Source organism: Pseudarthrobacter sp. As-47, from assembly GCF_058215595.1.
Genome location: NZ_CM177088.1, coordinates 1,142,809 through 1,158,190, shown reverse-complemented (window position 1 = coordinate 1,158,190; position 15,382 = coordinate 1,142,809). Strand labels below are relative to the sequence as shown.

Below are 15,382 nucleotides of genomic sequence, written 5' to 3'. Positions count from 1 at the left end.
GCGCATAGCTGTGAGAAGAGTTGGTCCAGCTTCTTTTGGATAATGTAGGCACAAATATACTTTCAAACGCTGGCATGTCACAACAAACCTGCTCTCCCGAATACCGAACACCAAATCATTATCTACCGATGGATCCCGGCAAGGGGCGATGAGGGACAAAAGAATTAGTTGCGGCTGGTAGGTCTCGGCGACTTCTAAAGACACATTGGAGACGTGCTTACAAAGGCGGAAACGGCCAACGTCGACCTAGGCGCTCCAACGCCTACACGGCCACCGGAAGGGACAACCTTCACCGAAAAGAACGCATTCGCGCAGTCGGAACGTATCTATGGGCTATAGGATTCCTCCGGTGGACACATTCCTTGAACAATCACGAACCTTCATGCGGGCGATCACTGAGTCCTACCACCTGATCAACACCACACGCGCTGGGCTCGACCTGCTGGCAGAGCAAGTGAAGCGCGTCGTGGACGCAGGTGCCCATGATCGGGTAATTGAAGCACTCTACGCCATGCCAGATGGCGCTACAGGGCAGAATCTTCGGGCGCATGCGCTCAGATCACAGGAAGAGAAGGACCGGGACCTCGCTGAGATGTGGCTGATGACAGTCTTCGCTCGCTACGAGTCCTGGGCCGAAAGCCTTGCAGTGGAGTACAACATCTCGAACAGCAAGCGCGGTTGTCAGTTCCCTGATCCGGCTAACAGCGGCACACCCGGTTATGTGGAGGTTTTTTCCGTCCTTCAGCACAGCCAACTGATGGAGGATATCTATGGGGACACCATACGCGCCGATCGCTTCTGGATTCCTTCCGATGCAAACGCTCAACTTGCTCTTCGTATCTACCGCTACTACAAGGAGATCAGGAACTCTTTAGTCCACTCAGACGGTAAGGCCAACCAGCAGTTGGCAGATGCGTCATCCACGGCGAAGCAAGCCCTATCCGCATTGCAGCTAAAACAGCCTCTCCGGTCCGAATCGGTTGCTGTCCTCACCGTTGGTGACCCCATTCAAATAGACCTAAAACTCGTTCGAGATGTCATTAACGTTCTTCATCGATTAGTATTCACAATCGATGCACGCATACTTACGAGCACCATTGGGCGTGATGAGTTCCTCAATCGCTGGCGCGAGCGACACGGCGCGCAGCCGGTAAACGTTCTGTCGGCAAAACTAACCCGACCTGCTTGGTTTGCCAGGGAGGTTTCAGAAAATCTTCAGATGCCCTTTCCAATCGATGCTGGTAACAATGTGAAGAAATGGCCAGAGTCATCACGGGAAGCGCTAGTAACTTACGGTACGAGTAATTGGATGATCCGCCGATTGATGTGATGCGTCCAATTAGCCTTCGTCCAGATGTCATAGGGTTTAGCAAATCCTTGAATTCGTCTCATTTCCACCACCATCACTACCGGCCGGCGGCAGGTCATCGTCGAAATTGACGAGCCGCCGGGCTGCCCGAGCTGCGGTGTTATTGCCTCCCGGCGGAAGGAGCGCCGCTTCCAACAGCGCCGCGATATTCCTGTGACCGGACCGGTGGACGTGCCCTGGCCCAAGTACCGCTGGTACTGAGAGGAACCGGCCTGCGACCGGCTTTCCTTCTTCGAGTCCTGCGCCTGAATCAGCGCCCGAGAAAGACCTGCTGATACTCCTGAAGTGGCTCTTCGCGGTTGATGGGGAATTGAGTTCGTGTCGTTGAAGACAAAGGGGCCCGTGGCCCTGTTGGGATGAGTGTGTCTAAGCATTCAACCTGGAACAGGACCACGAGCCTTGAACGAGCCTACCGGGGTCGCAGCCGATGCTGCCACCATCCTCTTCAACCTGCCCGACTACCGTGTCATCTCCACGACCATGTCCGCTGGCCGCCGTCAGGTCATCGTCGAAACTGACGCGCTACCGGGCTGCCCGAGCTGTGGGGTCATTGCCTCCCGGCGGAAGGAACGCCGCCTTCAACGGCTCCGCGATATTCCCGTCGCCGGGCCGGTGGACGTGCTCTGGTCCAAGTACCGCTGGTACTGCGAAGAGTCAGCGTGCGACCGGCTCTCGTTCTTCGAATCCACGCCGCAAGTGCCGCGCCGTGCCCGGTCGACGAGCCGGCTGCGGGACCAGCTCGTGGACGCGGTCATTCGCTCCGGCAGGGCTTTCTCGGAGACAGCTGCCGGCTTCGCCGTGTCCTGGTGGATGGTCCGGGCTGCGGTGACCGAGGCCTGCCTGCTGCGGCTGCCCGACGTGGACAAGCTCAGTCCGCGGATGCTGGGCATTGATGAACACCGGTTCCGGTCCGTGCGCTACTTCCAGGACCCGACCACGAAGGCGTGGACACGGTTCGAGCCGTGGATGACAACCATCGTGGATCTGGACACCGGCCAAGTCCTCGGCGTGGTCGACGGCCGAGACCACAAGGGCGTCGGGGACTGGCTGTTCGCCCGGCCCCTGCAGTGGCGGCTGGCCGTGCAGGTCGTCGCAATCGACCCCTCCGCGGCGTTCCGCAAAGCCTTACGGATGTGGCTTCCCCGCACTGCTGTCGCCGTCGATCACTTCCACCTGATCTCGCTGGCCAACCAGGCAATGACTGAGACCAGGCAGAACCTCTCCCAACAGGTCAAGGGCCGCCGCGGCAGGGCCATCGACAAGGCCTGGGCCCACCGCATGCTCCTGCTGCGCGGCGGTGACACCCTCACGTGTAGGGCCGCCCTCCGACTCGAGGAAGTGTTCGCCCTGGACGATCCAACCGGCACCCTCCAGGCCGTCTGGAAGGTCAAGGAACAACTCCGCGCCCTGTTGCGCACCGGCTCCCTGGAGGACGCCGCGGCGGCCAAGCAGGTACTCGAGGAGCTGGTCAAGGAAGCCGCACGGCCGGAGACGAACAGGCTGTACCGTACAGTCTGCCGGTGGTGGAAGGAGATCGAGGTGCTGATCATTACCGGCGCCACGACAGGCAAGGTCGAGGCGAACAACACCGCAATCAAGAACATCAAACGAACCGCCCGCGGGTACCGCAACGCCGCCAACTACAAATCGGTTATTCTCTTGAGAAGTGCCGTCAGGACGGCGGCATGACGCTCATTCCAGGGATCCATTTCCCCACGAACCGCGAAGAGCCCCTGAAGTACACCGGCCGCCCCAAACAGGTCATGGTCTGGTGGCTCCAGGCTGAACCTGCGCTCATCCCACCCAGTGACAAGTCCCATCACCGGAAGTGGAACCGGCGCCAAATTAGGCGATCCAACGAGGTTTACCACGCCCGAAACAGAAAACGACGCCAGACCAACCTCGCGCCACACATCAGCGCCGGCGCCCGACACCGGCCGCCATGAAAATCGAGGCTATCCAAATGAGCCAAGTCAGGCCAGAGGAACGACCAACGAAAGTTCGGGCGAGTAAACCGACGAATGGAGTGATACGGCTGCTTTGAACCGGCCTTTGGATCCAAAATCCTTATTTGGGATTCAGCAATCAATTCGCACAGTTCAACAGCACCATCAGCTTATAGGGCAGTATCTTCTTGCCTTTTAGGCATAAGGGCTTCTTCCCGCACTCCAATTCCGAATCGGCAGCTGCCGTTGTTCGTCACTATGGTATGGCCTGTAAGGGCTTTTTGCCTCAAAATCAATGAATGACACTTTCGCATCCAGGAGGGGACGTAATTCGTCATAGTAATCCTCAGGAACGGAAGCTATAGGGGCACCGCCCAGTGCGTACTGATAGTAAAGTAACCAGTATTCATCACGTCGATAATCCGGGGGTAATTCGGATTCGAGTTCATCCATAAACTTACGAACTAAAGCATCTCCGTTGGCATCCGCGGCAAGGAGCGCCATGGCCAGGCAATCCCTAGAATCCACAATAGCTTCGGCTGCCTCCCCGGAAGGTGTCAAATCGTGCGCAAGAAGAGTGTAGAGGATCCAGGACACAGAGTCGGTGCGCAACGACTGTGCATGCTCCTTGAGAATTTTGTTTAACGAGTCCGCACGTTCACTTACGGAGGTCCCGTCAAGTTCGACCAAGAGTCTGCAAGCACTGCCGATTGCCGCAGGTCGCAAATAGCCAACATTCAGCAGTCGGTCGATGACGGCCAGCCGAACACTCTCGGGGGTTTGGGGTTTACTTAGGGCTTCCTCCACGCTTACAAGGACGTATTTGAGGATGTCATCTTCTGCCGTGATGTCAGCAGACTCGATGGCCTGATCGATGGCGTCGAGCAACCTACTCTTAGTTACACTGCCCTGGAGCGCCCTTCGCAGATTGCGCATCCAACGTGGTGATACTGCCGTAGGGAGTTCTGTGATCGAAGTTTTACCAGGGTGGATCGACAGTTTGAGCTCTGCCAGCTCGTTACGGACAGCATTGACGAATCGTTCAGCCGCATCACGACTTGAGGCGACAAAGTAATAGTCGTCAATGAACCGCAAAAAGCTAAAATTGTCACTATGTTGGCGTAGGCGTTCGTCTACACAACCTAGTAATATTTCTCCAACGACTCCCGAGGTCCCCGGACCTATAGCAATTCCCGTGGTCTCCCTGCGACGGGCCTGTCGGAGCTTAAAGTCCAATTGATTCACCCAGTCATTTTTGTCGTCCTGCTTCAATTTTGCAGCCTGTACGCCATGTACCGCCCAGGGGAACGAATGCGTATATATTGAACTGTAAAAATTCGTGATGTCAACCTTGGCGCGAAAGCGTCCGCCGGGGGTTACCAGTGATTCGGCATCAGCATGGGAAATCATCGAAAAAACACGACCGTCAACATGGGGCGCAATGCGAATGCCGCTAGACTCATTCGAAACTATCGAGTCCCACTGTTTCCAGGAAGACTTCAACTGACGGGCAATGGCAGCGAATGCGCGGGGGTGAATGACTTCCAGGTTTCGCGGAGCCAGGTTGTACCGAGTGGTCCGAACATTGATCGATCCGAAACCATCGGGCCTCTTAACGGTCAGGGAATTCAACTTGCTGGCAATAGCTGGAGAGAATTCACTCGAGACAAAACATGGCGGAAGCTCATCCCCCCGCTTCGCAATTCTTGGAAAAAAATTGTGGGCAAGCAGCCCGGCCTCAAACTTTTGAGCAGTAAGTTTCATAATTCCTTCTACCGAACATGACGTCCCACTGAGATTACCGCAGTCAGAAGTAATGGCAGGATTGCAACGGCCAGAGACACGGCACGCCATGACAAAAGTACCCAGCCCCCAGACCGCGCAGCGCAAGAAAGCGGTATCGCTGTGCCTCTTTCCGACGAAGATCCGCAACCTGAGTTATCGCGCTCGGCCTACAGCCTTCTTTGCCGAAACATCGGGAACGACTCCCGCACCCGGTCCACCGTCTCCAGTGAAACCTCCACCGCCCGCACCCCGGGCTCGAGCCCAAGGTCAGCCTCCACGAAGCCCATCGGATCGACCAGCACGCTCCGCCCCACCGAGACCGGCGGCACTTGGCACACCCCCGCCACGTACACACTGTTCTCAATCGCCCGCGCCGCGTTCAGCGCGAGCCACTGCTCCGTCTTGTGTTCGCCCGGCACCCAGGACGAGCAAACCAGCAGGACCTGCGCGCCGGCGTCGGCCAGCGACCTGGCCAGCTCCGGGAACCGCAGGTCGTAGCAGGTCATCAGCCCGAACCGCACTCCCCCGTGCTCAAACACCACCGGCGCAGTGGACGGACCCGGCTTGATGAACGTCGACTCCCCGAAGCCCTGCGCGTCAAAAAGGTGGATCTTCCGGTAGAAAGCCAGCCGCCCGCCGTCGGGCCCGAAAGCCACCAGCGTGTTGTACGCCCTGCCCGGCTCCTCCGAGGTTTCCACCACGCCAGCCACCAGCGCAATCCGGTGCCGGCGGGCAATGCCGGCGAGCTCCTGGCAGACGGGGCCGTCCAGCGGCTCGGCCGCCGCGGGGAAGGTCGCGTCCACCTTCTTCCTCTCGTAGGTGGCGTACTCCGGGAAGGCGACCAGCGCGGCGCCGTCGCGCGCTGCCTCGGCGGCGAACCGGTCGATGGCGGCCAGGTTCGCCTGGATGTCGGCGCCCGACTCCAGCTGCCCCAGCGCTATCCGCACAAGAGTTCCTCCCCTCGGCCCACAGGCCACACAACGAACGACAGGCTCAGGCGGCTGCCTCGACCGTCGCCTTCTCCGTGGCCGCCATTTCCGGCGGCGCGGCCTTGAAGCCGCGGGTGATCAGGGCCCGGACAATCACGCCCAGCACCAGCCAGGACAGTCCCAGCGTAATGGCGTTGCTGTCCAGCTGGGAGATCAGGTAGGCGCAGATGAGGGCGCCGATCACCGGGACCACCACGTAGGACACCGGGTTCAGCTGCTGCCCGGCCCGGCGCTGGCGCACAAAGTGGAACACCACCGAGGCGTTCACCAGCGTGAAGGCGGTGAAGGCACCGAAGTTGATGAACGACGTCGAGGTGGCCACGTCCAGGAAGATCGCGATCAGGCCCACGACGCCGGTGATCATCAGGTTCGCCACCGGGGTGTGGAACTTCTCGCTGAGCCGGCCGAAGACGGCCTTGGGCAGGACGGAGTCGCGGCCCATCGCGTACAGCAGGCGGGAGGCGCTGGCCTGCGCGGCGAGGCCGGAGGCGAACTGCGCCACCACCAGCCCGGCCAGGAACACGGCGCCGAACAGCTGCCCGCCGATCTGCAGGGCGATGGAGCTGGCCGCGGAGGCCGAATCCTCGAACACGCCGCCGGGATGGACCAGCTGCGTCACGTAGGACACCGCCACGAAGATGCCGCCGCCGATCAGGGCGATGAGCATGATGGCGCGCGGCACGGTCCGGCGCGGGTTGATGGTCTCCTCGGTGAGGGTGGTGACGGCGTCGAACCCCAGGAACGAGTACGCGGCGATCGCGGCGCCGGCGGAGATGGTGGCGAAGCTGGACGTGTCGTTGAAGAACGGCTGCCCGCTGGCCAGTCCCCCCGGCGCCGTTGCTGGACACCACGTTGCCGATGGCCAGCGCCACGAAGAACACGAGGACCAGCAGCTGGAAGGCCATCAGCAGGTAGTTGGCCTTGTCCGCCACCTTGATGCCCAGGATGTTCAGCAGCGTGGTGATCACGATGAAGCCCACGATCCAGACGCCGATGGGGATGCCGGGGAACTGGGCGCTCAGGTAGGAGCCGCCGATGAGCCAGATGACCATGGGCAGGAAGAGGTAGTCCAGCAGCACGGCCCAGCCCACCAGGAACCCGACGCGGGGATCGATGGACCGGCGGACGTACGTGTAGGCGGACCCGGCCACGGGGTAGGCGATGGCCATCCGGCCGTAGCTGTGCGCGGTGAACAGCATGGCCACCAGCGCCACGAGGTACGCGGCGGGCGCGGCACCGCCGGTGGTCTCAGCGATGATGCCGAAGATTCCCAGGACGATGATCGGGGTCAGGTACGCCAGCCCGAACAGGACCAGCGAGGGCAGCTTCAGCGTGCGGGTGAGGGTGGTTGTCACGGTGTTTCCTTACGGCTTGTAGGACGGCGGTGTCCAGGTGGCCGGATTGATCCGGCCTTGGTAGACGGAAAGTTCGACGGCGGGTTCCCCCTCGCGGAACTGCGACCAGGGGCGGTTGAGGTTCTCCGTGCCGTGCGTGCGGATATGCTCGACGGCGGCCAGGTCCAGTTCCGCGGTGAGCAGTACCGGCTCATCGTCCGGGGCCTCGGCGAGGGTGTTGCCTTCCGGGTCCACGATGATGCTCTTGCCCTGGCCGGTGGGGCCGGCGCAGTTGACGCTGACCATAAAGACCTGGTTGACGATGGCGTTGGCCTTGGCGAGGATCAGTTCCTGTTTGCGGTCCGGGGTGGTGGTTTTGACGACATTGAGGATCACCTCGGCGCCCATCCAGGCGAGCTGGCGGGACACCTCGGGGTACCAGGCGTCGTAGCAGATGTTCAGGCCCACCCGGCCGATGCCGGGCAGGTCCACGGTGGTGAACCGGTCGCCGGGGTCGTAGGGCTCGAACGGACGCCAGGGGAAGATCTTCCGGTAGTACCCGGCGAGCTCCCCTTCCGGGGACAGGACCAGCTGGGTGTTGAACAGCTGGCCTTCCGGGCCGCGTTCGCAGACGCTGCCGGGGACCAGCCAGATGTTGAGGTCTTTGGCGAGCTGCTTCAGCTCTTTGACCCGTGGCCCGTCCAGCGGCTCGGCACTTGCCTGGAGCATTTCTGTGCGCTGCAGGTCCGGATCTTCGTCGCCGAAGAGGTGGAGCTCGGGGAAGACCACCAGCTTGCTGTGCGGCTGGGCCTGGAGGGCTGCTTTGACCTCGTCCGCGAACATCGAGACGGGTTCGCCGATGAGCCGCGGCCGGGCCTGGGCGGCGACGAGGGGAAGGATTCGTTGCATGGGTAATCTCCGCGATTGGGTGTGATCCGGGTTATATTAGATCAGAATGATCCAATAAAGGAAAGGGGGCGCTTTTGGACCGTAAAGTAGCGGTTATGACCCATCAGCTGGAGGACACCGTCGAGCCCCCGCGTCTCGGCGCCGGCAGGATCACCGGTTTGGAGCGGCGCAGCGCCATGGACGCTGTGCGGATGCGGATCGGCATGGCGATTTCGCTGGGGCTTTTGAAGCCGGGCGAGCGGCTGCCGGACCAGGAGGACGTGGCCTTGGGTCTCTCGGTCAGCCCGATCACGGCGCGGCGCGCGTTGGCCAGCCTGGCGGAGCAGGGTGTGGTGGTCCGCCGGCGCGGCCGTGCGGGCGGAACGTTTGTTGCGGATTCGCCGCCTACTGATGTTTTGGCCGAGCTTTCGGCGTCACCGGCGGAGTCCCAGGCTGTGAACCGGCTGGTGGACCGGCGGCTGCTGTTCGAATGCGCCGTGACGCACTACGCGGCCGTGAATGCTACGGCTGAGCAGCTGGATGAGCTGGAGCGGCTGACTCGTGAGATGGCCGGGGCGAGCGACTGGTCCTACTACCACCGGATGGACGAGCAGTTCCATCAACTGGTCGGCACGGCATCATGCCTGGATTCCGCCGTCGAGCTTTATCACGAGACCCTCGCCGAGCTCTACGACTACTTCATCCCCTACCCCATCGAGAAGCTGCACAAGTCCAACCAGGACCACGTTGCTCTTGTGGCAGCCCTCCGCGCCGGTCAAGTTGAGGAAGCCGTGGAGGTTGCCCGGAAGCACGTGGACATCCTGCACAGGACGATGTTCATGGGGCTTGCGCGGGGCGAAGGTTTAAGCCGCCATGACTGAGCGAACAACCACTGCGTGAGGTTGACGGTTGCCGCCGTGAAGCCTTCACAACAGATGGATTTTGGTCATCTGCTACCCAGAGAGTCACGTGATGGTGTGTGGAACATGCATAAGCATGTATGATCGCGTGGGCTCGCATGGCAGTCCGCGATTTAGAGCAGCTGGGGGAATGAATTTGAAAAAGCGTGTTGGCTACTTCGTTGTCACTGTCGCACTCCTGTCAGTCGTGGGGTGTTCCGCTGCCACCTCCACTGCCACGCCGACAGCAACTGTTACAGTCACCCAGACCGTCACGGCGTCACCAGCTCCAGTTTCCCCGCCTGCCGCACCATCAAGCCCCGGCACACCTGTTCAAGTGAAAGACACCGGGGCAACTGCTACTTTCTTCCAGTACAAGCAGATTAGCGATGAATACAACAAAGACCTTGGCGCGCTTGAGGTAGAGGTCTGTCTTGGTGCTGACCCAAAGGACGGCAAATCCGTGCCTTCCGTCTCTTCTCAAAGGTGGAGTCTTCGCGACGCGAACAACGGCATGCATGATCGGCCAAGCGGATATACCGGCAACCCCGTTACTCCAATGTATCCGGAGGGCGGCGCCCTTAACTGGGGGGAATGCGCTCGCGGATGGATAATTATGCCCATCGTCGATGGAACTCCTATCACTGAAGCCCGCTACATAACTTCCGAAGGAAAAGTGTTTTCCTGGACGGTATAACTTCCACATGGGTCAGCTAGCGTGCTGACTTACCCGTTGATGAATTCCCAAGAACTGGCATCGCTGTAGCCAGTTTCTGGATTCGGTTCTAGGCAACGTTGATGAGCCGCGAGTAACGCCGCATGCAAGATCGACATGGTCGATAAATGCATCCTATAGATGACGGTAATGCACATTATTCTCGACGCGCTCAGGTAAACAGCGGCTCAATTAAGAGACGCAATCAGGTAAACGGCGGTTCAACTAAGAATGGGGCGATAACATTATGACTGAAGACGACGCAGAGTATGAGTTCAGGTCCATGCAGACACTGCGTGGCACAGAAGCTAGGACGATAGCAAGACTGAAGAGGGAAGGCTGGGAGTTCGTTTCACAAAGCCAAGAACAGCTACTGCGGACGAAAATGAATTTCCGACGGCTGAAGCCCAGGCAGCAGCCTTGGCGTTCTTGGGGAGTTGGAGCCGCTGCCGTGGCAGTAATCGGCGTCATCGCAGTCGGCGTCATCTCGGAGGGAGGAGGCTCCGCCGAACGCGCCACGTCCCCCTCCGAGCCCGCGATAGTCACAAGCGAAGAGCCGACCGATGCGCCATCAGTGGAGCCTAGCGCGGCATCTGAAGATTCCCCCCCTTCGCCAATTCACTCCGAACCTGGCGAGCGGTTGACTGTGGAAAACAGTGCAGACTTGGCAGCGCTTTTATCTGGGACGGCCACAGGCGGAGAAATTGTAGAAAACTTTGCTGCAAAGTACAAGGGTAGGATCATTGAATTCGATGGAAGTATTGGCGCCATGAACAATCACGCCAATTACAAGACACGATACGACATCCTAATCTCTGCTGGTGATTATAGCGAGACAAAGGCGCAAGGCCCGAACTTTCAATTTCGCGATGTTGGAATAAGCGATCTAAATCTTACCGGGTCACCCATTCCGGATTATATCGGAAAGCGAGACAATCTTCACGTCGTGGCTCGTGTGGGGGAATTCGAAAGTTTTCAGGAACTCTTCCTCCTTGATCCCATTTCAACTTCAGTACGCTGAGCACGGGCTATTCCTATTTTGCACGGACGGAATTCAGCTACCGCGGGTGAGGATACAGACTTCCTCGCCCACGGTGATCGCCGGATATCCCTTCTTAAACTCACCGTACCGTACTCCCTTTGGAGTCCTTCGACTAGTCCTCGCCAAGGAGCTGCCCACTAAAATTAGAGGTCCTTCGTGTCCGCATGTAGGTTGGCAGCGGTTACTAGAGCCCCACCTGGTCGGCGGCGTACTGCGCCTGCTCCTGCGTGAACTGGTTACCGTAGGGGCTCGTTAGCTGGTCAATCAAGCCCTGCCGGGAGAAGCCCATCCCTGAGTCCATATACCCCTTCGCTGCCTTAACGGCCTGCTCGTTCCAGTCCGCACCGGAGTTGGCAACAGCGTAGTCGGCCTGCTCCTGCGTGAATTGGTTGCCGGAGCTGGCTGTGAGCTGCGCAGTGAGCGAAGCCTGCGAGAAGCCTAAGCCTGTAGTCAGATAGCCCTTCGCCGCTTTCAGAGCCTGCTCATTCCAGTCGGCTCCGGAGTTATCGACGGCCCACTGGGCGTCCTCCTGCGAGAATTGGTTACCATAGCTCGATGTCAGCTGCGCGATCAGCGAAGCCTGCGAGAAGCCTATCCCTGTGGCCAGATAGCCTTTGGCCGCTGCCAGAGCCTGCAATTGCGCGGCAGTCCCGCTCGGCCCGGTTGGTGCTGGCGGAGCTGGGGCGGGCGGAGCTGGTGCGGGCGGCGCTGCAGCCGGTTCACTAGCGGGCGCAGGAGTTGGTGCCGCCGTGGACGTAGGTGCAGGATCAATGGAGGAACCTGATTGTTGCCGGTTGCCGCCAGTGCAGGATCCAACAATAAGGAAAAACCCAACGATTGCCGCCGGAATGATGAATCGCTTCTTCTTCCAGAGCGGCCTTTTCTGTCTTTCGCTTGCGGCTGGGTTACCGGGTGCGGGTTGAGGTGTACTACCGGTGCTCATCGTGCTCCCCTTTCACACGAATTGTGACTACGTTGTCACTCTCAGCGATTTCGCCTCGATAGTTGAGTTTAGATCGGAAGTGTCACTATTTGGAGGGGTTCTTGTGAATGAAGGGCAACCCCTTTGCGGACGCTTCGTACGCACCGACAATCCCACTCATCGTTCCCAGCGAAGGTGCCAGCAGCGACCAGCATCGTCGCACCGGAGCCCCTGCCTGGCATTGAACGCGATGGGCGCGCCCGGCCAAAGCCGGACGCGCCCTCCGTGTGTCAACTGAACCAAGGCGGGGTGCAGGCGTTTGCTTCAGTCGATGAGCACCGGCTCCGTGTCATCTTCCGAAGATTCGACACTCGGCCGAGCGTCCCGCTTCCGGTGGTTCACCCAGCACGCCACCGCCAGCAGCGCCACGAGCCCGAAGGTGCTCAGGAGCTGGGGACGCGAGTCCTCGCCGATGAAGCCCACTGTGAAGATCGCGGCGAGGATCAGCAGACCAAGGCCGGTGAGCCACGGGAAGCCCGGCATCCGCAGGGGAAGTTCCGTCCCGTCGCGGTCGGCGCGGAGGCGCAGCGCGAGCTGGGCGAGCAGCGCTGACGTCCACACCAGCAGGCACGTGGAACCAACGATGTTCAGCAGGACGCCAAGGACCATCTCGGGGAACATCAGCTCCAGCACCACTGTGACAACGCCGAAGGCAACGCTGGCCAGGACCGCGACCACCGGAACCCGGGCCTTCGACACGGAAGCGAGCCAACGCGGTGCTTCGCCCCGCTCGGCCAGCGAGTACGCCATCCGGGAGGCGCCGTAGAGGTTGGCGTTGAGCGCTGAGAGCAGTGCGGCGACGGCCACCAGGGTGATGGCGGTGGCCGCGCCGGGCATGCCGGCGGCGTCCAGCACGACGGCAAACGGGCTCTTCAGCCCCTCGGAACCAACCGGAACCACGGCCGCGATGATGAAGATGGCACCGATGTAGAACACCAGGATGCGCCACAGCACGGTGCGGACTGCTTTCTTTACACTGCGGGCCGGCTCGGCTGTCTCAGCTGCGGCCACGGACACAATCTCGGTGCCGCCAAACGCGAACGCCACCACGAACAGTGCCGTGGCTATACCGGCGAACCCGCTCGGCGCGAAGCCCTCGCCCATGAAGTTGGACAGGCCCGGCGACTGCACGCCCGGTACCAAGCCGAAGAGCAGTGCGAAGCCCATCAGCAGGAACGCGACGATGGCCGCCACCTTCAGCAGCGCGAACCAGAACTCGAACTCGCCGAAATTCTTCACGCTCGTCAGGTTCACGGCAGTGAGCACCACGATAAACACAAAGGCCATCAGCCATACCGGCAGCGCGGGGAAGATGGTGGCCAGCAGGCCTGCCGCACCGAGGGCTTCGGCGGCGATGACCACCACGAGCTGGATCCACCAGAGCCAGCCGACCGTGGCGCCGGCCACCGGACCGTAGGCCTTGGCGGTGTAGACGGAGAAGGCACCGCTGTCCGGGTTGGCGGCGGCCATCTCGCCGAGGGCCCACATCACCAGGATGATGAGCGTACCGGCCACGAGGTAGGAGATCAGTACGGCCGGGCCGGCGGCCTGGATGCCGGCGCCGGAGCCGATGAAGAGGCCTGCGCCGATGGCGCTGCCGAGCCCCATCATGGTGAGCTGGCGGGGTTTGAGGGCCGCGCCGAGGGCGCGGGCAGACGTCTTTGTCTGTTGTTCCATGGGGATTCCTCTTAGTTGTTGGTAACTGTTGGGGAGAAAAGTTCAGGCCGCGTGGGCTGCCAGGATCCGGAGCACGCGGTCGTTGGAGGCGGCATCGGCAACGGTGATCCGCACGCCGTCGCGCTGGTACGCCCGGACCATGATGCCCGCGCCATTGAACGCCTCCACCAGCGTTGCCAGGAGGGTTTCATCGGCACGGATCCACAGGAAGTTGCCCTGGCTTGGCTGCAGCGTCCAGCCCTGGGCTTCCAGCTCCGCGGCCATCCGGATCCGCTCCTGCTTGACGGCGGCCACCCGCGCTGCCATCTCCTCCCCCGCGTCCAGCGACGCGATGGCCGCCTTCTGGGCCAGCGCGCTCACGGCGAAGGGCAGGGCGGTCCGGCGCAGCCCCTCGGCGATGGCGGGTGCGGCCACGGCGTATCCCACGCGCAGGCCGGCGAGTCCGTAGGCCTTGGAGAAGGTGCGCAGGATGCAGACGTTCGGGTACCGGCGGTAGAGCGCCAGGGAATCGGGGCCGCTGCCAGCGTCGGCGTATTCCACGTAGGCCTCGTCGATCACCACGAGGATGTCCGAGCGGACAGCGCCCAGGAAGGCCTCGATGCGGTCGTGGCTGATCGGCACTCCGGTGGGATTGTTGGGAGTGCAGAGCAGGATGACCCTGGTGCGGTCAGTGACGGCCGCGGCCATCGCTTCGAGGTCGTGGCCCTCAAGGTGGTCCAGCGGGATGCGGACCGGGCGGGCGCCTGCCAGCTCCACCAGGATGGGGTAGGCCTCGAAGGAGCGCCACGCGAAGATCACTTCATCTCCGGCGTCGCACAGTCCGGTGATGATTTGCTGGAGGACGCCCACGCTGCCGGGTCCCACCGCCACCTCTCCGGCGGTGACGCCCAGGTGCCGGGCAATCCGTTCGCGGAGTTCGACGGCGGCCATGTCCGGGTAGCGGTTCATCTTGCCCGCTGCTTCGGCCACCGCAGTGATGGCTGCGGGCAGCGGGTCATAGTGGCTTTCGTTGCTGGCGAGGGCTGCGATGTCCGCGCCGGCGCTGCGCCGGCCGGGGACGTAGGACGGAAGGCCGGTGACGGCGCCACGAAGGGTGGGCAGCGCGGCGGCGGGAGCGGCCAAGAGTTGTTCAGCGGTCATGAGGACTGACTATGGAAGTGACCCGGCCCACATTGCAAGATACGCTCTAGCCATTGGGACTTCTGCTCAACTTCTAGTAACTGTGGTGAAAATATGACCATCGCGAACTCTCGCACCCTTGATTCGCTCGACGGCCGCATCATCCTTGCCTTGGACAAGGATCCCGAAGCCAGCGCCCTGGCACTCTCCCGGACACTCGGCGTCGCACGCAACACGGTCCACGCCCGGCTGGCGCGGCTGGAGCGCAGCGGCGCGCTCCGCTCCTTCAGCCGGAGGCTTGACCCCGCCGCACTGGGCTACGAGCTGATGGCCTTCCTCTCGCTGGAAATCAGCCAGACGCGGTTCGGCTCGGTGGAAAGCGGGCTCGCCGCCATCCCGGAGGTCATTGAGGTCCACGCCACCACCGGGGACGCCGACCTCATGGCCAAGGTAGTGGCCCGCGGCACCGCCGACCTCTACCGCATCACCAACCAGATCCTGGAGATCGACGGGATCCAGCGGACCAGCACCGCCATCTCCGTTATGGAACTCATGCCACCCCGTTACGACGGCCTCATCAGCCGGCTGTCCGAGCAGGAATCACGCACGTCGGAGTAAGCGCGGGTGACGTGCACCA

At 61.4% G+C, this 15,382-nt stretch carries 13 protein-coding genes and 1 pseudogene; 6 read left to right on the top strand and 8 right to left on the bottom strand.

Annotated features, from left to right (window positions below; genetic code table 11):
- The first annotated feature begins 349 nt into the window (after positions 1–349).
- Together AC4BCK_RS05420 and AC4BCK_RS05415 are read left to right on the top strand one after the other, a co-directional pair.
- Positions 350–1,330 carry a hypothetical protein gene (locus tag AC4BCK_RS05420; protein ID WP_490566695.1) on the top strand — a complete coding sequence of 327 codons (981 nt, stop codon included), beginning with the start codon at positions 350–352 and terminating at the stop codon, positions 1,328–1,330.
- 438 nt (positions 1,331–1,768) lie between these two features.
- Positions 1,769–3,058, top strand: coding sequence for an ISL3 family transposase (locus AC4BCK_RS05415; RefSeq protein ID WP_310258686.1), 1,290 nt, complete (start codon positions 1,769–1,771; stop codon positions 3,056–3,058).
- 452 nt (positions 3,059–3,510) lie between these two features.
- On the opposite strand, the gene AC4BCK_RS05410 is transcribed toward AC4BCK_RS05415, so the two are convergent.
- From AC4BCK_RS05410 to AC4BCK_RS05390, 5 genes and pseudogenes are all read right to left on the bottom strand, one after another.
- Positions 3,511–5,079 (bottom strand): RNA-directed DNA polymerase, encoded by a 1,569-nt coding sequence (locus AC4BCK_RS05410; protein ID WP_490566694.1) that lies wholly within the window; start codon positions 5,077–5,079, stop codon positions 3,511–3,513.
- 188 nt (positions 5,080–5,267) lie between these two features.
- Positions 5,268–6,047, bottom strand: a complete 780-nt coding sequence (locus tag AC4BCK_RS05405) for a carbon-nitrogen hydrolase family protein (protein WP_490566693.1) — start codon at positions 6,045–6,047, stop codon at positions 5,268–5,270.
- Between the two features lie 46 nt (positions 6,048–6,093).
- Positions 6,094–6,912 carry an APC family permease gene (locus tag AC4BCK_RS05400; RefSeq protein ID WP_490566897.1) on the bottom strand — a complete coding sequence of 273 codons (819 nt, stop codon included), beginning with the start codon at positions 6,910–6,912 and terminating at the stop codon, positions 6,094–6,096.
- Positions 6,913–6,961: 49 nt separating this feature from the next.
- A pseudogene (locus tag AC4BCK_RS05395) lies at positions 6,962–7,444 on the bottom strand (APC family permease); the annotation flags it as partial.
- Between the two features lie 9 nt (positions 7,445–7,453).
- Positions 7,454–8,332 (bottom strand): carbon-nitrogen hydrolase family protein, encoded by an 879-nt coding sequence (locus tag AC4BCK_RS05390; RefSeq protein WP_490566692.1) that lies wholly within the window; start codon positions 8,330–8,332, stop codon positions 7,454–7,456.
- Between the two features lie 95 nt (positions 8,333–8,427).
- Between AC4BCK_RS05390 and AC4BCK_RS05385 the strand changes: the two genes are divergently transcribed.
- The 3 genes from AC4BCK_RS05385 to AC4BCK_RS05375 all read left to right on the top strand — a co-directional run bounded on the left by AC4BCK_RS05385 (position 8,428) and on the right by AC4BCK_RS05375 (position 10,946).
- The gene (locus AC4BCK_RS05385) at positions 8,428–9,192 is read left to right on the top strand and encodes a FadR/GntR family transcriptional regulator (protein ID WP_013600129.1); all 765 of its coding nucleotides are present in this window, start codon (positions 8,428–8,430) and stop codon (positions 9,190–9,192) included.
- 169 nt (positions 9,193–9,361) lie between these two features.
- Entirely contained in the window at positions 9,362–9,907 is a 546-nt protein-coding gene (locus tag AC4BCK_RS05380) for a hypothetical protein (protein ID WP_148258077.1), read from the top strand.
- A gap of 265 nt (positions 9,908–10,172) precedes the next feature.
- Positions 10,173–10,946 (top strand): DUF4839 domain-containing protein, encoded by a 774-nt coding sequence (locus tag AC4BCK_RS05375; protein WP_081459819.1) that lies wholly within the window; start codon positions 10,173–10,175, stop codon positions 10,944–10,946.
- A 205-nt stretch (positions 10,947–11,151) separates the two neighbouring features.
- Here AC4BCK_RS05375 and AC4BCK_RS05370 read toward each other — a convergent pair whose 3' ends face one another.
- The 3 genes from AC4BCK_RS05370 to hisC all read right to left on the bottom strand — a co-directional run bounded on the left by AC4BCK_RS05370 (position 11,152) and on the right by hisC (position 14,766).
- Positions 11,152–11,604 carry an Ltp family lipoprotein gene (locus AC4BCK_RS05370; protein ID WP_049786040.1) on the bottom strand — a complete coding sequence of 151 codons (453 nt, stop codon included), beginning with the start codon at positions 11,602–11,604 and terminating at the stop codon, positions 11,152–11,154.
- Between the two features lie 609 nt (positions 11,605–12,213).
- Positions 12,214–13,626 (bottom strand): amino acid permease, encoded by a 1,413-nt coding sequence (locus AC4BCK_RS05365; RefSeq protein WP_490566691.1) that lies wholly within the window; start codon positions 13,624–13,626, stop codon positions 12,214–12,216.
- 42 nt (positions 13,627–13,668) lie between these two features.
- Entirely contained in the window at positions 13,669–14,766 is a 1,098-nt protein-coding gene (gene hisC / locus AC4BCK_RS05360) for a histidinol-phosphate transaminase (protein ID WP_490566690.1), read from the bottom strand.
- 93 nt (positions 14,767–14,859) lie between these two features.
- Between hisC and AC4BCK_RS05355 the strand changes: the two genes are divergently transcribed.
- Positions 14,860–15,363, top strand: coding sequence for an Lrp/AsnC family transcriptional regulator (locus AC4BCK_RS05355; RefSeq protein WP_188813887.1), 504 nt, complete (start codon positions 14,860–14,862; stop codon positions 15,361–15,363).
- The last annotated feature ends 19 nt before the right edge of the window (positions 15,364–15,382 follow it).

What these genes read in the sequence shown, in the direction of transcription:
- AC4BCK_RS05410 (WP_490566694.1), bottom strand. Translation starts at nt 5,079, where the DNA reads ATGAAACTTACTGCTCAAAAGTTTGAGGCCGGGCTGCTTGCCCACAAT.
- AC4BCK_RS05390 (WP_490566692.1), bottom strand. Translation starts at nt 8,332, where the DNA reads ATGCAACGAATCCTTCCCCTCGTCGCCGCCCAGGCCCGGCCGCGGCTC.
- AC4BCK_RS05385 (WP_013600129.1), top strand. Translation starts at nt 8,428, where the DNA reads ATGACCCATCAGCTGGAGGACACCGTCGAGCCCCCGCGTCTCGGCGCC.
- AC4BCK_RS05380 (WP_148258077.1), top strand. Translation starts at nt 9,362, where the DNA reads ATGAATTTGAAAAAGCGTGTTGGCTACTTCGTTGTCACTGTCGCACTC.
- AC4BCK_RS05375 (WP_081459819.1), top strand. Translation starts at nt 10,173, where the DNA reads ATGACTGAAGACGACGCAGAGTATGAGTTCAGGTCCATGCAGACACTG.
- AC4BCK_RS05365 (WP_490566691.1), bottom strand. Translation starts at nt 13,626, where the DNA reads ATGGAACAACAGACAAAGACGTCTGCCCGCGCCCTCGGCGCGGCCCTC.
- hisC (WP_490566690.1), bottom strand. Translation starts at nt 14,766, where the DNA reads ATGACCGCTGAACAACTCTTGGCCGCTCCCGCCGCCGCGCTGCCCACC.
- AC4BCK_RS05355 (WP_188813887.1), top strand. Translation starts at nt 14,860, where the DNA reads ATGACCATCGCGAACTCTCGCACCCTTGATTCGCTCGACGGCCGCATC.